Genomic DNA, 19,711 nt, shown 5'->3' with positions numbered 1-19,711 from the left:
TTTTAATTATAAAGTTTTTTTGTTAATTTGCAATATCAGTTTTTTCTGCAATTAATCTACTACTTCTTTCTTCAATGATTTTTTCTAAACTTTGCAAGAATTCATTTTTGTTTAACCCAGGATATATGGGAGGTAATATTTCTATTACCGCCTTTCCGGGATTCTTTCTCAGAGAAAGTATGCTTTTTGGCCAAAACAAACCAGTGTTTAAAGCAATCGGTAACACAGGAACAGATAATACGCTATATAAAGCAGCAATACCCGATTGATATTTTATATTTTGGTTTATAGTTGTTCTTGTACCTTCAGGAAATATTATTATGCCTCTATTTTCTTTTATACACACTTTTGCTAATTTCATGATATGACGCACAGAACTAATACCATCTGAGCGGTTAATAAAAATCATTTTTAATGCCATGAGATGCAAACCAATGAATGGAATCCATTTCAATTCACGTTTTAAAATAAAAACTGCTTTTCTAAAGAGTAGTATAAAAATAAATGTTTCAAATGGAGATTGGTGTTTAGATGCAATTATAAAAGGTTGCTTAGGAATGTTTTCCATTCCCCTCACTTCATATTTAATGCCACATAATAAACGCAACATGAATAATACAACTCTCACCGAGCAAACAAGGAAAATGGTTATTACACACTCAGGAAAGAAAATTACAGGGAGAGTAATTAAAGTATAGAATACTTCCCATAATATAAGGAGTAAATTAAACAATAAACTTGCAATCACAAACACACGTAAACTTATTTGAATTTAACTTTACTACAAAACTAAAAGCAATAAGTTTAATTATTGATCATCTGAGTAATAGGATGAGAATCAGCTAATTTGTCCTTTAACTTTTCGTTAGCAATATGAGTATATATTTGTGTTGTAGAAAGATTAGTATGGCCAAGAATTTTTTGTATCAGCACAATATTTGCTCCGCTATTCAGTAGATGGGTAGCAAGAGAATGCCTAATCACATGTGGAGAGATTTTATTTTCATCAATATCGCACTTTCTTGCTAATTCCTTTATTAATTGACCAACTCTTTGCCTTGTAATTGGTTTATTAGGTTTATCACCTGGGAATAGCCAATCAGATTTTTTGTTGTTAGGGAGCAGATTGTCACGAATTGATAAATAATCTTTAAGGCTTTGCAATGCTTGCTCATTAAAAAAGATTTGCCTTTCTCTGCCACTTTTTCCTTTTATTATTATATAGCCTTCTTTAACGTTACTGTTTACTAAATGTGATACTTCACATAACTTCATATTAATTAGTTCAGAAATACGCATCCCGGAAGAGTAAAGGATATCTAAAATTGCACATAGCCTTTTACTGCTTATCTTTTTATTCGATCCGCTTGCTGATTTTTTTACTGTTTCCATGAGCAAAAATATTTCTTGAACACTTAAATGCTTAGGCAAAGGACGGGAAACCTTTGGATTTCTTAATTCATTATCATTAGCCGGTGCTGGATTAAAGTCTATTATTCCATCATTAAATAGGCACTTATAGAAATTTTTGATAGCAGATATTTTTCTTGATATAGAGCTAGTTTTATATTTCTTTTGTGTACGTAAAAAGTTTACATAATCTTTAATATTAGCTTTACTTGCACCAACTAAGGTAGTGCCTCCTTCTAATAAAAATTTTTCAAGTTGGTGTAAATCTGAACGATAACTTTCCAAAGTATTTTGTGTAGAGGATTTTTCGGAAACCAAAGTATCTATGTAATACGTTATGTAAAGATTCTCTTTTTTATTTTGTAGTTGTTTATTTTTCATTATCAGCTCCTATATTTATTTCTTTGACTTCAATTTGATTGAAAGTATTTTTTGTGTTTTTTATAAGAAAATATGAGATAAACAAAGCATTTATCAATAAAGTAAGTACTACAAACCTTTGTTTTAACCTTTTTTTTAAATTTGATCTTATTTTTACCATATTTCAATTATAACATCAAATCTATAAAAAACATCCTGTAAAGTAAGTTTTACTATCGTATAAAATATTCCTTAGCTATGTCTGTTTATTCTTATTACATCATAGCATTTATTATAGTTTTAACATAAAGAAATAGTGATTTCAACTTCATTATTGTATGGGTATTAATAAATTTTTAATATATATAATAAATACTTTACAAAAAAAGGAATCAATTGGCACTTTTTTTTAATAAAGTGTTAATAAAAGGAATGGTTACATTTGATCCTATAGATTCATTATCTATTTTTTCTATAACTTTATTAATGCTGTGGAAAGAACGTTCTATTCTTGCTAGAATATAATCAATTACCTTTAGATCAATTTTTAACTGTTTATCTGAAAATTGTTTTATTAGCATGATTCTTAATAATTCCTCGCTTGCAGGTAAAATTTTTACGCTGATAGTTGATAATATTCGCGAGCTTAAATCTTTTAGTTTGAAGTTAAGCTTTTTCGGTAAAATCGAAGAAGTAATTAGCAGTCTCTTATCATTTTCTTTCATGTAATTATAACAATGTAATAACATTTCCTCATCTTTAATGTTTTGTACATCTTCTAAAATAAACGCATCGCTGTACCTCATTTCGCTTACAAAATTATTTACATCAATGAAAATAGCATCGTTTTTTGATTGCCAGATATGAGCAAGGTGAGTTTTCCCAGAGTTTTTAGGCCCAAACAGAATTAAGCATTTCCAAGATAAATCATTAATTATCGAGTTATATATGTGCTTGTTTTCGTCTAAGACGATATAATTTTGCCAACAATAATCAACTTGATTATTGTTAAATAAATTTAATTGCACGTAAAGCCTCTTACATTACTACTTTTTGATAATAATTTTTGCATAAAAATTTACTTGGTCAGGTAAGGAAGCAGTATTACTACTACTCCCTCCCTTAGAAACGCAGCATGCAGGTTTCCCCACACTACGCTTGAGCCCCTTATCTAAGTTCTTCTTTTGTCGAACCGGCTTGTCTTTCATAAATCCTCAGAATACATCAACTTTAGTGGTGACACTAATAGTAGAGAACCTTCTCTTGAAAAGGAGCTTGCCAACATTCTTGTTCATTTTACTCTCTCATCAAAATACTTTTTCCATTTTAAGTCAAGGGGATTTGCATCCGCTCTGATTGTAACATGTCGTCTGATAGGTATATCAATCAGCTTAAGCAGTCTTAAATACCGTATCTCTTTTGGTTTGTTCTTGCATATGGGTGCAGCAAAAACCCATTGGCGTTGACCCATTACTTTGAAGTAACGATTCTTTATCCAACGTAATCCTTTACGAGGATGTCTTTTCTTTGCCCATTTCCATAAACTATGCCAAATTTCATTGTCGATCTTTCTAAACGCTTTTTTAGCACACACATGGTGATAGTAATTTCCCCATCCTCTCAGTAGAGAGTTGAGTGACTTAATTACTATAGCCTGAGTGTTCGCTATATTTGCTTTTATCAATGTACGTGCTTGATTAAGAAGTTTTTTAATACTTTCTTTCGAAGGTTTAATAATTAACTTCTTATTATATCTACGTACATTACAACCAAGAAAGTCAAACCCTGTTGTGATAGATGTAATTTTTGTCTTCTCTTCTGAAAGAATTAAACCTCTCTCATGAAGGAAAGATGATACTAAAGGCTTAACTTCATTTTCCAGTACTTCATGTGTGAAACCTGAAATAATAAAGTCGTCTGCGTACCTGATTACATTCACTCCACTTCTGATTTTTCCTCTTCTTTTGCCACCTAATTTACCAAAGCGACTTTCTAATAACTGTTCAAGACCATCTAAGGTAAAGTTAGCTAGTATTGGAGAAATTATACTTCCTTGCGGAGTGCCAGCAGTTGTGGGATACAGAGTTTTCGATTCTAGGAAACCAGCTTTTAACCATCTATGAAGAATTTTCTTCTCCATAGGAATATGCTTCATGAGCCATTCATGGTTAATGTTATCAAAACAACCTTTGATATCACCTTCGAGTATCCATTGTAGTTGATTACGACTTGCCAGTAATAAGTGGCAAGCCACAGTAGCGTCTGCGCAGGATCTTTTAGGTCTAAAGCCATAGGAGTGATGGTCGCTGATCGTTTCAGATACTGGCTCCAGGGCAAACAGATATAATGCTTGCATGGCTCTATCTTTTATCGTTGGTATTCCAAGAGGTCTTCTTTTGCCATTAGATTTACTGATATAAATCCGTTTTAGCGGAGAAGGTTTATATCCTCTTTGCTTTAACTGCTTTATTCCTTGAAATTTAGCATTGCAAGTTGACCATAGTTGACGATCTACACCCGCTGTGTTTTTTCCTTGGTTTTCAGTTACTCTCTTAACAGCCAAAGCTTTTCCGCTAAAAGAGCGTGTGAGAAGATGTTGTAAAGCTTTTACCTTACCCCATCTTCCTTCTTGGACAGCCTTAACAATACGTTTTTGTAGCCTCACAATAACTTTCTGGCATTTCTTCCATGGCAATTGCTTCCATGCTTCGGAGTTGTCGGTAGGTGCACTTACAGTTTTATCTGTAATCATCTGCTTTCCTCCCTTAAGTGGTTAACAAAGTTTCTTGTCACGAGGGACCAAATGGAAGTCTGCTCGTTTTCACGCGAATTAATGTTACAAATTCTATCCATTTCGTTACAAAATGGCATTCGCTTTCTCCATTCTCCTTTACCTGCACTTCCATCAGCATTCCTTGCGGTTTGCTTGCCATGTAGGCGAAAATACAGGCTTACCCTGTTCCTTCTATCATACAACAGTGGGTTAGGTTGCTTCTCTATACCGGTGGAGTTATTATTTGCGTACATCTAGAAATGAAAAATGTAACTTATCCACATTACCTTTTGGTCAGAGCTTATCAGCATCTTTAGCTCTTTCATCGTATCGGTACTTATAAAGCTTCACTTACGTTCACCATACCACTAAGCCTAGCCCTCCAACCACATGATGCTTGCAGTTTATGCCCCTCTCACGATTGAGCATCTTCTTTTTCAAGAAGGAGGTTCATTGTCCGCATCGCTTGGCACCAACCGGTTGCCCGATTCGCACTGATGCGTAGACTCAGATGGCAAAACATCTGGTTTAATAAGTTTTAGAATCCTTTCAGTTTCTTTCTGAATGAATTCCTCTCCTTTTAAACAATATGACCGAAGACTTTCAGGTTGCACCATCTCGCTATGATAGCTGATTTTTAGAGCTTATTTGGACTATGTGGTTCATAACGCTGGAAATCTTATCTAATCTAGCCACATCTTTTAAAAATACATCCCTTTGTAAATTGACCTTGTTAGCAAAGAAAGCTAATATCTATAAATAGATCACCATCTGAATATGGAAACCGATATCGTAATAATAGGTGCAGGGCCTGTTGGAATATTCACTGCTTTTCAAGCGGGAATGCTTGATATGAGATGTCATGTAATAGATGTTTTGGATCAAGCAGGAGGACAATGCATAGCTCTTTACTCAGAAAAGCCAATATATGATATACCTGGTTATCCTGTAATTACTGCCCAAAAATTAATTGAGCGACTAATGGAGCAAGCTTCACCGTTTGAGCCTGTTTACCATTTAAGTCAAAAAGTGGAAAAGATTTCAAATAACGAAGGTGAAAACTTTACTATCATAACAAACATAGGTACAGAGGTAAAATGCAAAGCCGTTATCATTGCTGCAGGTAACGGAATGTTTGAACCTAACCGTCCACCCTTAAGTGGTATATTAGAATATGAAAATAAATCTGTATTTTATAATGTAAATAAAATTTCTGATTTTCAGGACAAAACTATAGTCATTGCAGGGGGGGGGGATTCTGCGGCTGATTGGACTGTAGAACTTTCTAAAGTTGCAAAGAAAATTTATGTGATACATAGGAGAAAGGAATTTCGCTGCACTCCTGAAACTAGAAATAAATTAGAATCACTTGAAAATAATGGAAAGATAGAACTGGTAGTGCCATATCAATTACACGAACTAGCAGGAGGTAATGGGCAATTGAGCGCAGTGATAGTAAAAAACATTGCCTCTAAGGAAGAAAAAGAAATATCCGCTGATTTTTTGCTGCCATTTTTTGGATTGTCAATGAATCTTGGGCCAATAAACAGTTGGGGTATAGAGTTAGAACATAGCCGCATAACTGTCGACCCAGCTACACTTAGAACCAGTAGAGATAGAATATATGCAATCGGAGATATAGCTACTTATCCAGGCAAACTAAAATTGATACTAAATGGCTTTGCTGAGAGCGCCATGGCTTGTTATCACATATACAAAGTAATTCACAATTCTCCAGTTAATTTTCAATATTCAACTTCAAAGGGAATTCATGGAAATTAAAGAGTCAGGAGATCCATGAACCTACATGGAGTTATCTCAAGCATAAGGGAATACAAACGAAAAAGATTACTTTACAAATTTCCCCAACTCCCTTATCATGACAACAAGAGTATTCATCCTTGTTTTTGGGCTCAACGACAAAATTCAGTAAAAAACTCAGATATTTATTGGCAAATTACATAAAATTATAGCGGCTGCATGTTTTTTAAATTTTTTCTACTTCAGCCAAAACACGCTTGTTAGCACATTATCAATTTACATTATTAAAACTCGTTACACGGGGATTCTTTTGCCTTTTTTTCATTTGGTAAATTTCTTAATACTTGTAACTAAAGCTTCAGGCCAGCACTTGATGCTGGAATCCAGAAATCTTTTGAGCACAAAAGTTATGCTAGGTTTTTGTTGGTAAGAAACCAGTGTCAGCTACTCGGATGACACCAAAGGGGCACTTGGATAGAGGCTACTTGAATAAAACCATCATAAGGTGAAACTAGATTCCAGTGTCAAGCACTGGAATGACAAGGAAAGGGCTACTTGGATGACAAGAAAAAGGACGCTGATATGACACCAAAGAGGCTGACACCACCATAAAGTAAATTCCACTAACACTATAGGAGACTAACATGAATTTTTTAAAATTTATCGAACTATGCTTTCAAACGGTAATGCCGGGGTGTGAGTATAACAATTATCAGTATATAAAAGTTATAGCAGATAGGCTTGAAGCAGCAGGTACTGGCACAGTGAAGCGAATAATATTCAATATGCCTCCGCGCTCAATGAAATCTATGTGCGTGAGTGTTGCGTGGCCCGCATGGATACTAGAAAATCAGCCAACCGCAAGAATAATAGTTGCAAGCTATTCTCAGCGGCTTAGCGAAAAGCATTCGCTTGACACCAGGTGCGTAATGCAGTCTAGTTGGTATAGAGCGCTATTTCCAGAGATAGAACTATGTCAAGACCAGAACACTAAATATAAATTTCAAACAGTGCAGAGAGGATGTAGGATTGCAACATCTGTTGGTGGAACACTGACTGGTGAAGGTGGAGATTTTATCGTCGTAGATGATCCACTGAGCTCCTCTCAAGCCTTGAGTGAAACGTTTAGAAAACGTGCTACAAATTGGTTTGATCAGACTTTAGTAACTAGGCTCAATGACAGGAAAAAAGGAGTTATCGTTGTTGTAATGCACAGACTACATCAGGAAGATTTAACTGGTCATCTTCTCTCCAAGCCGAAAAATATATGGCATCATGTTTGTTTGCCAATGATTTCTGAAAATAAGGAAATTATCTATTCAATCAAAAGATCAATTCTCCCTTCTCCTGTTCCTATTATTCAAGTAACTACAAATGAGTGCAAAAGCTCAACAGGCGCTACACCTTCAAGGATTTTATACTTAAAAAAGGAAGTTCAGCTGCTATATCCCCTAGATGTAGGAGAAATTGAAATGATAAAGGCTGAACTTGGGAGTTACGCTTTTGCTGCTCAATATCAACAAAATCCTCTGCCACTTTCAAGTGGTATAATTAAGCAAGAATGGTTGAAACGCTATAGAAATTTTCCTGACAATCTCTCACATATAACTCAGAGCTGGGACACTGCTGTTTCAACAAACGATTCTAGCGGCTTTAGTGTCTGCACCACTTGGACAAAGGTGAATAATAAGTTTTATTTACTCGATGTGTACCGTGCAAAGCTTGAGTATCCAAAACTTAAAGAACAAGTTCTATCACTAGCTGCAAGATGGAAGCCACACGCAATTTTAATCGAAGCAAAAACAAGCGGTCAGCAATTGATTCAAGAGCTCAAGGCAATACCTATTATCGGGACAGTGCCACACGGTGGCAAACTTGCTCGATTCCACCAGATTGTTCCGATAATAGAATCTGGCAAGGTTTTTCTGCCACACCAAGCAGATGGCTCAGCGATTTTGAGTATGAGATTTTAATGTTTCCAGAAATCCGCCACGACGATCAAGTAGATAGCGCTGTGCAATACCTTCAGTGGATGAGAGATAGTAGCTTCAGGGTTGCAGCTATACGAACATTGTGATCCAAGAGGTAATAATTTGCTACCCACAATTTCGATTATAAGCTCATTTAAAATAAATATTGATTTCTTATTTTAATTATTTAAAAATTAAAATAAATTATTTAAGATTAGGGTAAAAATTATGACAATAAATTATCAGCAGTGGCGGGAAATATTAAGTACGGTTAATAGTGATAATAAATTAGATAAAAGGAACGTAATTGAAAAAGTAAAAGAAGAGCTAAAGGCAAGCAATGAAGAGGTATTTAAACAGTGGGAAGAGAGTAATTTTTATGTAAATTATAAATTTGAAGTTGGAGATAATGAATTCACATTATTACATTTAACTGCTAAGTTAGGCTATACAAGCTTGACAAAGGCTTTAATAGTAACAAAAGGGATAGATGTTAATATAAAAGATAAAAATAAAAAGACACCTTTACATTTAGCTGCTGAAAATGGTTATAAAGAGGTAGTAGATGCTCTGTTGGAAAAAGATGAAATCAGGATTAATGAACAAGAAGATAAGGAGGGATGGACACATTTACATTTAGCTCTTATGAATGGCCATGCAGACGTGGTAGAATCTCTCGTAAGAAACGGTGCGAATATTAATATAAAAGATGACTATGGAGTGACACCTTTATCTTTGGCTATTCGAAGAGATTATGTATTTACTCCGCCAAAAAAACGTGAAGGCTCCTATGTTAATGTGAAAAATCATGCTAGAACTGCTTCTAGGAATTTAGCTAAAGAGGAAAAACAACTTACATCAGCAATTGCGAAAGGTTTTTTTGCCGGTAGTACAACTGCATTATCAGGTGTTTTAATAGCGAAAGCACTTTCTGCAACTGGAATAGTTACAGCTGAGTCAAAACCCTCTACACCAATAGCAGTGGTTGCAGTTATAGCAACAGGACTAGCAGTTGGTGGTGCTACATATATGATGTTAAAGCCCAGTACTAAAGTTGATGGAGTAGCAGTCTTAATGGATGGGCGTCAAGAAGCTGCTAGCACTACTAACCCCAGTTATGGATTAACCAACACAGTAAGGCTTAGAAATAGAAGGCTTTTTTGACTGCATGGAATATGAAATTAATGTAGAAAAATATGTACCAGAAAATTTATTGGCGATCTGTGCCGTGTATTTTCAAGCTCAAATTTATTTTTTAAACAACCAAAGACTGTCTCAATACTCGACCTTTTTCTCAATAAAGCCTTCTCTTTTAGTGAGATTAGTGCGTTTTTCATGCCTTTTTTCACTTTAGTGACAAGCTTTAAACCTCTATCGAAGAGTTCCTCAAAGAGCTCCTTCTTGATATAGCCTTTATCTCCGAACAAAAGTCCTGTCAGTCTTTTAGTTATAGTTGGCACAGGTTTTCTGTCATCAACGTTACCTTTGGTTAGAGTAAGTGATTGAATTTCTCCAATTTCGTTAATCACCAAGTGCAATTTAAAGCCAAAAAACCAACCATACGTGCTCTTACCAATTTCTGCTAAACCATCAAAAACTTTGTTCCTAGAGATCCTTTTCTTGTGGCAAATGGCAATCGTAGAAGTGTCAATGTAGGAAGTACCTGTCATTTTCGCTTGTTCGCAGAACCATTGAAGAAGTAATGCTAAATACCGTAAAACTCTCGGCTTTAAGGCAATAAATCTGTGATATGAAGGCATCTTTGAAAATTCTGATCTATAGAGTAACTTAAGGTAACAAAGATAAAAAGCCTTGAAGTTTTTACATGGCGATTGGTGGTATAACAGGATTATGGTTAGCATTTCTGAGTGCGCTATTTCTGGTACTCTGGTTGGTTTTTTGCCATTTGATAAGAACTTATTTGCAAAATTTTCATCTACTACACGACAAAAATCCTCGACGCAGCAGTAAAGTTCTGTAATATCTTTCTTCATGGGTAACCTCTTAAATTATTGCTAAAATACTTGAGTTTACCCTATTTCCCTCTTTATTAATTCTACTTTTATCTGTTTTCTAATCCATAACTGGGGTTAGTAGGGTTACCTAGCGCGTATTCGACCTAGCTGCATAAACACTGATCATAGAAAATGACATTACAGGGACACTGGAATAACGTAGGAGAGAGCGCTGACAACTTTCGTTTAGGCAAGATTATATCTTGAAAAAATTAAGCTTTAGTGCTATTAAATAGTTGTAAATTTTGTCTCTTTGGTAGCTTTATGAATGTTGAAAGTAAGAAAATACATGATACTAAAATAAAATTACCAATATTTCTCGATTATCAATCTACTACTAAAGTAGATCCTCGTGTTTTGGAGGTGATGATACCTTATTTTGGTGAGTTTAGTAATGCACACTCTCGTAGCCATTCATTTGGTTGGACAGCTGAGGAAGCAGTAGAAAAAGCAAGGAAGTACATTGCTGATTTAGTGAATGCAGACAGCAAAGAAATCGTCTTTACCTCGGGTGCAACCGAATCAAATAACATGGCTATCAAAGGTGTTGCTCATTTTTATAAGAATAAGGGAAATCATATAATAACTGTCTGCACAGAGCATAAGTGCGTTTTAGATTCTTGTCGACATCTGGAAAATGAAGGCTTTAAAGTTACATATTTGTCCGTTAAGCAAAACGGAATTATAGATTTATTGAAACTTGAGGAGGCAATCACTGATAAAACAATTCTGATTTCAGTGATGATGGCAAATAATGAAATCGGAGTAATGCAACCTGTCAAAGAAATTGGTGCAATGTGTAGAAAGCATAATATATTTTTTCATACAGACGCTGCCCAAAGCTTTGGAAAAGTTCCAATAGACGTAAATGAAATGAACATTGATCTTATGAGCCTTTCTAGCCATAAAATTTATGGACCTATGGGAATAGGTGCATTATATGTCCGTAGAAAAAATCCTCGTGTTAGGTTGACGCCACTAATTAGTGGTGGTGGACAGGAGAGAGGCATGCGCTCTGGAACAGTTCCTACTCCCCTTGCAGTTGGTTTTGGTGAAGCGGCACGTATCGCTAAAGAAGAAATGGAAATAGAAGCAAGCAAATTAGAAGAGTTGAGAGATATTTTGTACAACAAAATAAAAGAGGCATTTCCTGATGTTGTTTTAAATGGTGACTACGAAAATAGGATTCCAGGTAACCTTAACTTAAGTTTTCCTTATGTTGAGGGTGAGTCTCTTATCATGGCAATCAAGGATTTAGCAGTAAGCTCTGGTTCTGCATGCACATCCGCATCTCTTGAACCTTCTTATGTCATAAGATCACTAAACAATGGCCACGATCTTGAGCATTCATCAATTAGATTTGGCCTTGGCCGATTTACAACTAAAGATGAAGTTCTATACGCAGCAGATCTTGTTACTAAAAATGTTGGACGGCTAAGAGAGATGAGCCCACTTTTGGAAATGGTACAAGAGGGAATAGATTTAAGCACCGTAAAATGGGACTCTCATTGAAGAATAAGACGTTAACCATTAGCAGAGTGATGGTTGTCTAAGCTCTTTCTATGGGTGAAATCGTAAACTTAGCTTTAAGTCCTTTGTAGATGTCACGGAACTAAGTAGCAATCCTATACATATTAAGCTCGCAGCAGTTGTGCTTCCACCATAGGATAGAAATGGAAGTGGGTCACCTATTATAGGTAATAGGCCTGTTGTCATTCCAATGTTTATAAAGAAATGAGCACCAAAAAAGGCGAAAACCCCGATAGATATTAACTTAGAAAAGTAATTTTTTGACCTGTAAGCAATGGAGAATATTATAGCAAGCAATGTGGTATAGAGTAAAATCAAAGCCATGCTGCCTAAGAACCCCCATTCCTCACTAAGTACCGCAAAAGCAAAATCTGTGCGTTTCTCTGGCAAAAATCCAAGTTGAGTTTGACTCCCATTAACAAACCCCTTACCAAACAAACCTCCTGAACCAATAGCTATTTGAGATTGCTGCGCATTATGACCTATTCCAAGTGGATCTACTGATGAATCCAAAAATGATAATATCCTTTGCTTGTGATAAGGGCGCAAAAAAGGCCAAATAGCTGGTATTGCAAAAATGCCAAGCGTTCCAAAAATTATTAAATGAGGTCTTTCCATTATTGCTGTGAATATAATTGATGCTCCTATAAACAATATTATTACAGCTGTTCCTAAATTAGGTTGCTTCAATACAAGGAATACAGGTAAGAAAATAATTATAAGTGGCTTAAATAAACTTTGAAATTTCATCATTTTATACACACTTTGTTTATTAAAATAACGAGCAAGTGCAAGTATTAAGCCCACTTTTACAAATTCTGATGGTTGTAAACTAATTGACCCAATTCTTATCCATCTCGTTGCACCCATTATATGCGAGCCAAAAAAATTTACTGCTAACAGCGCAATTACTGCTGCTATGTAAAAAAAATAAGCGTGCTTCAAATAAAAATCTAGCTCTATAAATGATATAGCTATAGCAAGCAAAAGGAAGAAAGAGAATATGACCAATTGGTGAATTGCAAATGGAGCCCACTTTCCTCCAGCAGAAGAATATTGAACAACAATGCCAACGCAAAACAGAGCTATTACGTTCATGACTAATAATAAGTGAATCTTCTTCAGCTTATCCACAGCGAAAACTTTACAGACTTTTAGATACAATAAAACATAAGAAAATCAAAAAGCAAATTTATTAATTACCAAACGAATTGGACTACTATATATCCCAGTTATTATCGTTAAAATTGCCATAAATAATAGACAAAAGAGCATAAGTAATGGTACCTCATTAAGTGTCATTTCAGTGTTTGATGCTGCGCTATTTTCAAAATACATTTTCTCTACCACCCTCCACATATATATTAGTGCAAGAAAAGAGCCAGCAGCAAAAACTGCAAGGGAAATCCATGCATGAGATTCAAGAATTGCTTGCATCATATACCACTTACTTACAAAGCCATTTGTCAAGGGTACACCGATTAATGCTAAACTAAGTAGAGTAAATGCGAGTGTTGTATAGAGCATTGACTTTTTTAGTCCTGACAAATTTTCTATCTTTGTCATACCAAATTTATAAGAAATACACCCTGCAACCATGAATAAAGACGTTTTTATCATGCTATGATTTACTATGTGAAGAACTGCTGAAAACAAACCTGATTTTGAATTTAAACCCAGCATTAAAAGTATATAGCCAATCTGACTGATACTGGAGTGAGCAAACAGTCTTTTTATATCTTTTTCGATTATTGCAGATATTGATCCAAATACAATAGCGCAAAGTGCGAGGATAATTATCACATTATGCAGTGGTAAGAAAAAATTTTGCTGAAAAACATTGTAAAAGATTCTGATAAAAACATATATCATCACTTTGGTTACTGTACCTGAAAAGAATACGCTAATGAAGCTTGGTGCTTCACTATACGCATTAACTAGCCATTTACTGAGTGGAAACAGTGCCATTTTGATTGAGAGACCAACAAAAATGAATAATGTACCAAGTCTTATGATGTTATTATCGTATAATGGTACTATTCTTTCAGCCATGTCAGACATGTTGAGCGTTCCAGTCATAGAGTATAAAAGGCCGATGCCAAACAAGTAAAATGTTGCTCCTACAGTACCACTAATGAGGTATTCAAATGCTGCAACTAAAGCTTTCTTATCCCTTCCCATTGAAACTAAAACATAAGAAGAAAGAGATGAAATTTCCAAAAAAACATAAAGATTGAATATGTCGTTTGTTACTAGAATCCCGAGTAGTCCGCTTAAGCACAGTAGAAATAGAGAATAAAAACCAGTGATCTTGTTTTTGCTAATTTCTTTTTCGTTAATATAAAAGCTATAAAGCACGCTAATAAGCGCTATAAAATTCACCAAAGTTAGAATCAAGGAGTTCAATATGTCGATTCTCAACTCTATTCCGTATGGAGGAGCCCAATCTCCAAGATAATAAGTTATAATTTCACCATTGTATGTTTTCACTAGCAACATTAATGAAATAAAGAAAGTAGCTGCCGTTGTAAAAAAAGAGATAAACCAGGACACCCTATGTTTCCTGGTAAGAAAGCAGAACATTGATGCAATTATTGGTATAATAACTTGTAGAATTGGTAATTGCATTAAACTGTTGTTAATACATCGTTAAAGTATTAGTATATATAATACTTTTTGTTTTAATACCTTTATGTTATCTAAAATTTATAATTCAGTAACAAACTTATTAAGGAGAAAAGGTAAACTTATAGGTAGGGATGAAAACGGAAATTCTTACTATGAGTCAAGTAAAGGGAAAAGATGGGTAATATATGGTAATGTTTCTGAGCCTACAACAATTCCTCCAGCATGGCATATATGGCTGCATTATACTGATAATGCAGTACCAATTAATAATAATACAAGAAAAACTCCTAATTTAACGGGTACAAAAGATGCATACTACCCAAATCAAAAGGTGAAAAACTACTATGAAAGCTGGAATCCTAATAATTAAAGATGCGAAGGTCAAATATACTTGAAATAATTGCTGGATCATTTGTATTAATTTTCACTATTTTTCTTGTCTTCTTCGCTATTAATAAGCTATCTTACATAAAGAGAAACTATAAGGATTGCTATAAAATACATGGCCTTTTTACTGATGCTAACGGTGTAGGGGTTGGTGATAGTGTCAAGATCTCTGGTGTAGAAATCGGAAGCATAACTGGTGTATCGCTCGACAAAGCTACCTACATAGCACGAATCGATATGTGCATAAGCAGAGACATAAAGTTGCCAATTGATAGCTCAGCTCTAATCGCTAGCAGTGGGGTTGTTGGTAGTAAATTTGTTAATATATCACCTGGTGCAGATCCTAAATTAATTTCACACGGTGGTAAAATAGCACATACTCAAGCTGGAGCAAATATGGGTGGAATAGTGGATAAAATTATTGGCATGTTTACAAAGTGAGAATAAGAACACATAAGCCAACTTGGCCTATGTACAATTAAGGGATTTTTCTATCAATAGCTTGAAGTTGTTCAGCGTTTGAATTATCAAGATTTCTGCTAGGTTTTACATTCCTAATAATCTCAATAAATGCTTGTACTTTCAGTATAGGAGTGTTTTTTTTTACGTACTTAGGGAAGTGTTAAATAAACTGTATCAAACCGAGAAGCAACAATAAAATAGAAACAAAAAATGGAGGTTTGACAATGAGTCAAGCAAACAGAACTACCGGTTTGGTAGACTATAAAGAATTAGAAACAAATATCTTATCGTCTATACGAGAAGGAAGACTATTGACGGAAAGAGATGGTGCATTAACACCGTTTGTAAAAAGGCTACTGGAAGCGATTCTGGAAGGTGAAATAAAAAATCACTTGTCGGCTTAAAAGCGAAGAAAATAACCGAAGAAATTGAAGAAATTCAAATACTTTACGGACAAGTGTAGGTTCATTTGAGTTATTGACACCAAGAGATAGGGAAGGAAGCTTTGAGCCACAAGTAGTCAGAAAAAGGCAAACAACCGAACTTGAAGCAAAGGTTTTAAGTACATATGCCAGTGGCATGGTATATAGAGATATAGCGTCGCATGTAGAAGAGATATAAAATATCTGTAGCAGAGATGTCAAGTATTACTGATAAATTATTGCCTGTAATCAATGAGTGGCTTAGTCGTCCACTGCAATCAGTGTATCCAATAGTGTTTATGGTTTTTTAAGGTCAAAGAAGACGGGCATTGCGTAAGTAAATATATGTAGAATATATTAGCAGAATGAAAGGAAAGAAGTTTTAGGCTTTTATATAGCAGAAAGTGAGGGAGCTAACTTTTGGCTAGGGATGTTAAATGACTTAAAAGAGAAAGGAGTAGATACCGTCTTGCAAGTCAACAAAAAAATTACAAAAATTGTTCAAGCTGTATCATAAAATTAAAAAATACTTCCAATTCACATTTTGTGTAACGGTACACAGATTATAGTTAGTGAATATGTTGATAAGTAAATTTCCGCTTTTTTGTACGTATAAAATTAATTTACTTATCAACATATTCACTAACCAGTTACAAAATTTGTGTAAGATACTATTTTACATAATTGGAGCGTTTTTTGCTTTTAAAGCACTAAACTTTCAGCCAAACTCCTAGCTCTGTAGTTTTTGATATGATCTGGATCAAAAGCCTTCTTTGACCTTAAAACACCAAAAACAATATGGAGTAACTTACGCATTGCAGCTCCCACAATGGCCATGTTATGCTTGCCTTTCTCTTTTAACCTTTTGCAAAAAGTCATAATAGTAGGATTATGATTCTTAGCTACTATGGCAGGAAAGTACATTGCCTTACATAATGTTCGTGAACCGGATTTACTTAATCTGGGCTTGGCATGTACAGACGTACCTGACGTTATATTTCGTGGTATAGCTCCAGCATATGCTGCCAATTGCCTGGCATCCTTGAAAGCTTTTATGTTAGGAACTTCAGCCAAAATAGCTACTGCTGATTCTTCTCCTATTCCTGGAATGGTCAATAGAAGTTGAAAATTTTCCAACAATTCTTTGTGTTTATTTAATAGTTCACGTAAGGAGTTTTTTATTCTTTCTATTTTTTGTTTTATGTTCATTGCAAGGTCTTCCCAAGCATTTGCAACTTCTTTAGGCAGTCTCTCTTTTTTTTCTAAGTGGTTATTTACTAATGTCAATTCATCTTTTAACGCAGCCGAGCAACGATAAAGATGCTTTAATTTCTTTAACTCAGGAGAAGGTGGTGCCCAACGAATAGGTTCCTGTCTTTGGCAATAATCGGCAATTATCTCTGCATCAGTCTGATCATTCTTTTGTCGTATAAGCTTACTTTTTGCATAAAATCTTATACAAGCTGGATTAACAACACTCACAAAATGTCCAGTATTGTGTAGAAATTCAGCTAAGGCTTCACTATAACAACCAGTAGCTTCCATGCAGGCTTTTACTTGTTCTACATTATGCTTTTGTAGAAAGCTCAGTAAACCTTGAAACCCATGATCATTATTCTTGAAACTCCTTTTCCTGGTTTCACGTTTTCCTTTGTTGCTTATGAATGAAAGAGAAACATCAAAGCGATCTTTTGATATGTCTATACCCAAAAAGTTGTTGATCATATATAACTCCATACGTTACTATTAAAATGAAAAGTAAGGCTAACCTTGTGGATACAGAATTATAACCATTTAGGTCTTTCTACGATACCGTTCAGCCTATACTTTTGAGAAGGGAACTCTTGTCTACCACACAGATTTTATATCTAAGGAGATATTCAAAGTTCTTCCCTTCTCCACCTAATGCTTAAGCTTAAAACATCAGATGCTTTTGACAAGATACAAGAAGATATCCTGATTGTATGTGTAGATGGGCTAAAAAGCTTTCCTAAAACAATAAACAGTGCATTTCCTAAAGCAGAAATACAACTATGTATTGTACATCAGATAAGAAATTCACTAAAATATGCATCGAGCAAAGATGTGAAAATTTTCATGAATGATTTGAAAAAAATATACCGTGCTGCAAGTAGAGAAATTACCGAAAATTATTTGCTTAAGCTAGAGGAAAAATGGGGAGAAAAATATACTTTAGTTTTGGGAGAATAATTGAGAAAATCTGTCTAGTTATTTTAAATATTCCGGCCCTGTAAGAAAATTAATTTATACCACAAATCCTATTTAAGGGTTACATAGACAGATCAGAAAATTTACTAAAACTAAGGGCTCATTTACTAGCACAAATGCCTTATATGAACAGGTATATTGTGCTATAAAAAAGGTAGGAGAAAAATGGGCTATGCCTATACATGATTGGGCTTTGACTATGTCTCAACTTGATATCTTTTTTTCTTGTAGGTTAAAAATTGAGTTGAATTAAAAATGCGGTTTGACACAGTTTATTTAACCATACGCGTCAAGTTAAGAAGAAGTGAGGTAAAGTTGGTGTAAAGAAAAGAAAAAGAAGATATAAGTTCTCCTAAATTTAACAAACAAAATGGAGAACTTATACAATGAAAAGAATAGTTTGCATATCAAAAAAGCTCAAAGAATTTTTTAATGGAAAAGCAGATAAAATCTCAGCTACAACAGGATTCATAAAAAGAAAGAGGAAGCTAAAAGGCTCATCGTTTGTAAAAGCCATAGTCTTGGGTAATATAGGGGTTGATAATTGTAGTATAGAGACAATTTGTCAATTATTGAATGAAGACTCGATAAATATAACAAAACAAGGTCTGGACTTTAGATTTACCAAGGAAGCAGTAGAATTTATGAAAAGAATGTATAATGAGTCTTTAGTTTTATTTAAAAATAGCTTAAAGGTTGATTGCAGAATTTTGAAGCAATTTAGAAGTGTTAAGCTATTGGATAGTAGCTATATCAGCCTACCTAATGGTATGGAAAATATATATAAAGGTTATGGTACTAGCTACAGTGGTTATGAAAGCAATACTAAGTCTGAAATAAAGTTACAATTAGTTTTTGACTACCTAACCCAGACATTAGAGCAGCTTAATATAACTGAGGGAATAAGGTCAGATCAGGGGTATAGAAGACATTTAAGCAATATATCGAGCAATGATTTACTAATATCTGATTTGGGTTATTTTGTGCCAAGTTCTTTTAAACAAATCAATGAAGCCGGAGCTTATTTTATAAGTCGTTATAAATCTGATACCAACATATATGGTATAGAAACAAATCAAAAAATAGAGTTATTAGAATGTTTAGAGGATAAATTGTTTCTAGAAAATGAGGTGCTGTTAGGAAAAGAAACAAAAATTAAAGTGAGAATTATATGTCAAAAATTAACTGAAGAACAGTCTATAATTAGAAGAAGAAGGGCTAATAGGTTAGCAAAATCACATGGATATACATCTTCTCAAAAGAATCAAAAATTGCTGGATTGGTCGATATTCATAACTAACGTTCCAGAAAATAAAATTAGTGCTGAGCAGGTATTAATAATTTACCGAGTAAGATGGCAGATTGAATTATTATTTAAATTGTATAAGAATCACATCAGGCTTGACGAACTTAAAGGAAAACCATACAGAGTATTATGTGAACTATACGCTAAATTGTGCGCAATTCTTATATTTCATGGAATAGTTGGTTGTACAGAACTAAAAAAGGGTACAGAACTTAGTCTAACAAAGGCATTTATTGAGCTTAAAAGGCGAGTTAGAGAGCTATTCTTAACATTAAATTGTGTAGTCAGTAAGGTACAAATTTTCCTCAAAAAACTCGTCTCAACCTGGTCAAAATTCTCCTTAAAAGACAAATATAGAAAAACAAGAATATCAACTTTGAGTGCACTAAATTTGCTCATTTTCCCTTAACTTGACGCGTATGGTTTATAGAACACTCCCTTTTTGAAAGTTACAGATC

Annotated in this window: 15 protein-coding genes and 4 pseudogenes; 9 read left to right on the top strand and 10 right to left on the bottom strand. The window is 34.5% G+C overall.

Going from position 1 to position 19,711, the window contains the following annotated elements:
* Nucleotides 1-22: 22 nt before the first annotated feature.
* From JKF54_RS03645 to ltrA, 6 genes are all read right to left on the bottom strand, one after another.
* Entirely contained in the window at nt 23-748 is a 726-nt protein-coding gene (locus JKF54_RS03645; protein ID WP_029237643.1) for a lysophospholipid acyltransferase family protein, read from the bottom strand.
* A 56-nt stretch (nt 749-804) separates the two neighbouring features.
* Nucleotides 805-1,791: a tyrosine-type recombinase/integrase gene (locus JKF54_RS03640; protein WP_211907587.1), complete on the bottom strand. Its 987-nt coding sequence runs from the start codon at nt 1,789-1,791 to the stop codon at nt 805-807.
* Entirely contained in the window at nt 1,781-1,951 is a 171-nt protein-coding gene (locus JKF54_RS03635; RefSeq protein WP_211907586.1) for a hypothetical protein, read from the bottom strand. Before JKF54_RS03635 ends, JKF54_RS03640 begins: the two co-directional genes overlap by 11 nt.
* A 211-nt stretch (nt 1,952-2,162) precedes the next feature.
* Nucleotides 2,163-2,798 (bottom strand): HdaA/DnaA family protein, encoded by a 636-nt coding sequence (locus tag JKF54_RS03630; protein WP_211907585.1) that lies wholly within the window; start codon nt 2,796-2,798, stop codon nt 2,163-2,165.
* Between the two features lie 18 nt (nt 2,799-2,816).
* Nucleotides 2,817-2,978: a hypothetical protein gene (locus tag JKF54_RS03625; RefSeq protein WP_211907584.1), complete on the bottom strand. Its 162-nt coding sequence runs from the start codon at nt 2,976-2,978 to the stop codon at nt 2,817-2,819.
* An 83-nt stretch (nt 2,979-3,061) separates the two neighbouring features.
* Nucleotides 3,062-4,522, bottom strand: coding sequence for a group II intron reverse transcriptase/maturase (gene ltrA, locus JKF54_RS03620; RefSeq protein WP_246433110.1), 1,461 nt, complete (start codon nt 4,520-4,522; stop codon nt 3,062-3,064).
* 798 nt (nt 4,523-5,320) lie between these two features.
* Between ltrA and JKF54_RS03615 the strand changes: the two genes are divergently transcribed.
* From JKF54_RS03615 to JKF54_RS03605, 3 genes and pseudogenes are all read left to right on the top strand, one after another.
* Entirely contained in the window at nt 5,321-6,325 is a 1,005-nt protein-coding gene (locus JKF54_RS03615) for an NAD(P)/FAD-dependent oxidoreductase (protein WP_211907583.1), read from the top strand.
* Between the two features lie 623 nt (nt 6,326-6,948).
* Nucleotides 6,949-8,381 (top strand): annotated as a pseudogene (gene terL, locus JKF54_RS03610) (phage terminase large subunit).
* Between the two features lie 121 nt (nt 8,382-8,502).
* A complete protein-coding gene (locus JKF54_RS03605; RefSeq protein ID WP_211907582.1) occupies nt 8,503-9,438 on the top strand; it encodes an ankyrin repeat domain-containing protein in 936 nt (311 codons plus the stop codon).
* Here JKF54_RS03605 and JKF54_RS03600 read toward each other — a convergent pair.
* A pseudogene (locus tag JKF54_RS03600) lies at nt 9,397-10,268 on the bottom strand (IS982 family transposase). The gene JKF54_RS03605 and the pseudogene JKF54_RS03600 overlap by 42 nt on opposite strands.
* Nucleotides 10,269-10,553: 285 nt before the next feature.
* Between JKF54_RS03600 and JKF54_RS03595 the strand changes: the two are divergent.
* Complete coding sequence (locus tag JKF54_RS03595; protein ID WP_211907580.1) at nt 10,554-11,801, top strand: IscS subfamily cysteine desulfurase; 1,248 nt, start codon at nt 10,554-10,556, stop codon at nt 11,799-11,801.
* A 48-nt stretch (nt 11,802-11,849) separates the two neighbouring features.
* Here JKF54_RS03595 and rodA read toward each other — a convergent pair whose 3' ends face one another.
* Complete coding sequence (gene rodA / locus JKF54_RS03590; RefSeq protein WP_211907579.1) at nt 11,850-12,953, bottom strand: rod shape-determining protein RodA; 1,104 nt, start codon at nt 12,951-12,953, stop codon at nt 11,850-11,852.
* A gap of 45 nt (nt 12,954-12,998) precedes the next feature.
* Nucleotides 12,999-14,447: a proton-conducting transporter transmembrane domain-containing protein gene (locus JKF54_RS03585; protein ID WP_211907578.1), complete on the bottom strand. Its 1,449-nt coding sequence runs from the start codon at nt 14,445-14,447 to the stop codon at nt 12,999-13,001.
* A 64-nt stretch (nt 14,448-14,511) separates the two neighbouring features.
* Between JKF54_RS03585 and JKF54_RS03580 the strand changes: the two genes are divergently transcribed.
* The 3 genes and pseudogenes from JKF54_RS03580 to JKF54_RS03570 form a co-directional block, all read left to right on the top strand.
* The gene (locus JKF54_RS03580) at nt 14,512-14,817 is read left to right on the top strand and encodes an NADH-ubiquinone oxidoreductase subunit NDUFA12 family protein (RefSeq protein ID WP_211907577.1); all 306 of its coding nucleotides are present in this window, start codon (nt 14,512-14,514) and stop codon (nt 14,815-14,817) included.
* Nucleotides 14,818-14,819: 2 nt separating this feature from the next.
* Entirely contained in the window at nt 14,820-15,275 is a 456-nt protein-coding gene (gene mlaD / locus JKF54_RS03575) for an outer membrane lipid asymmetry maintenance protein MlaD (protein WP_211907576.1), read from the top strand.
* 245 nt (nt 15,276-15,520) lie between these two features.
* Nucleotides 15,521-16,190: pseudogene (locus JKF54_RS03570) on the top strand (transposase); the annotation flags it as partial.
* Nucleotides 16,191-16,420: 230 nt separating this feature from the next.
* Here JKF54_RS03570 and JKF54_RS03565 read toward each other — a convergent pair.
* The gene (locus JKF54_RS03565) at nt 16,421-17,443 is read right to left on the bottom strand and encodes an IS110 family RNA-guided transposase (protein WP_070357039.1); all 1,023 of its coding nucleotides are present in this window, start codon (nt 17,441-17,443) and stop codon (nt 16,421-16,423) included.
* A gap of 219 nt (nt 17,444-17,662) precedes the next feature.
* On the opposite strand from JKF54_RS03565, the pseudogene JKF54_RS03560 reads away from it, so the two are divergent.
* A pseudogene (locus tag JKF54_RS03560) lies at nt 17,663-18,200 on the top strand (transposase); the annotation flags it as partial.
* Between the two features lie 133 nt (nt 18,201-18,333).
* Nucleotides 18,334-19,662, top strand: a complete 1,329-nt coding sequence (locus tag JKF54_RS03555) for an IS4 family transposase (protein WP_211907575.1) — start codon at nt 18,334-18,336, stop codon at nt 19,660-19,662.
* The last annotated feature ends 49 nt before the right edge of the window (nt 19,663-19,711 follow it).

It is taken from the genome of Wolbachia endosymbiont of Spodoptera picta, from assembly GCF_018141665.1.
Lineage (GTDB): Bacteria > Pseudomonadota > Alphaproteobacteria > Rickettsiales > Anaplasmataceae > Wolbachia.
The sequence above is the reverse complement of the archived record's forward strand: the minus strand, read 5'-3'. Positions and strand labels throughout refer to the sequence as shown.

Bases quoted from the DNA above. Each gene is read 5' to 3' on its own strand.
- JKF54_RS03580 (WP_211907577.1), top strand. From the start codon at position 14,512: ATGTTATCTAAAATTTATAATTCAGTAACAAACTTATTAAGGAGAAAA.
- JKF54_RS03565 (WP_070357039.1), bottom strand. From the start codon at position 17,443: ATGATCAACAACTTTTTGGGTATAGACATATCAAAAGATCGCTTTGAT.
- JKF54_RS03585 (WP_211907578.1), bottom strand. From the start codon at position 14,447: ATGCAATTACCAATTCTACAAGTTATTATACCAATAATTGCATCAATG.
- JKF54_RS03605 (WP_211907582.1), top strand. From the start codon at position 8,503: ATGACAATAAATTATCAGCAGTGGCGGGAAATATTAAGTACGGTTAAT.
- JKF54_RS03640 (WP_211907587.1), bottom strand. From the start codon at position 1,791: ATGAAAAATAAACAACTACAAAATAAAAAAGAGAATCTTTACATAACG.
- ltrA (WP_246433110.1), bottom strand. From the start codon at position 4,522: ATGATTACAGATAAAACTGTAAGTGCACCTACCGACAACTCCGAAGCA.
- JKF54_RS03615 (WP_211907583.1), top strand. From the start codon at position 5,321: ATGGAAACCGATATCGTAATAATAGGTGCAGGGCCTGTTGGAATATTC.
- JKF54_RS03555 (WP_211907575.1), top strand. From the start codon at position 18,334: ATGAAAAGAATAGTTTGCATATCAAAAAAGCTCAAAGAATTTTTTAAT.
- JKF54_RS03625 (WP_211907584.1), bottom strand. From the start codon at position 2,978: ATGAAAGACAAGCCGGTTCGACAAAAGAAGAACTTAGATAAGGGGCTC.
- JKF54_RS03595 (WP_211907580.1), top strand. From the start codon at position 10,554: ATGAATGTTGAAAGTAAGAAAATACATGATACTAAAATAAAATTACCA.
- JKF54_RS03635 (WP_211907586.1), bottom strand. From the start codon at position 1,951: ATGGTAAAAATAAGATCAAATTTAAAAAAAAGGTTAAAACAAAGGTTT.
- mlaD (WP_211907576.1), top strand. From the start codon at position 14,820: ATGCGAAGGTCAAATATACTTGAAATAATTGCTGGATCATTTGTATTA.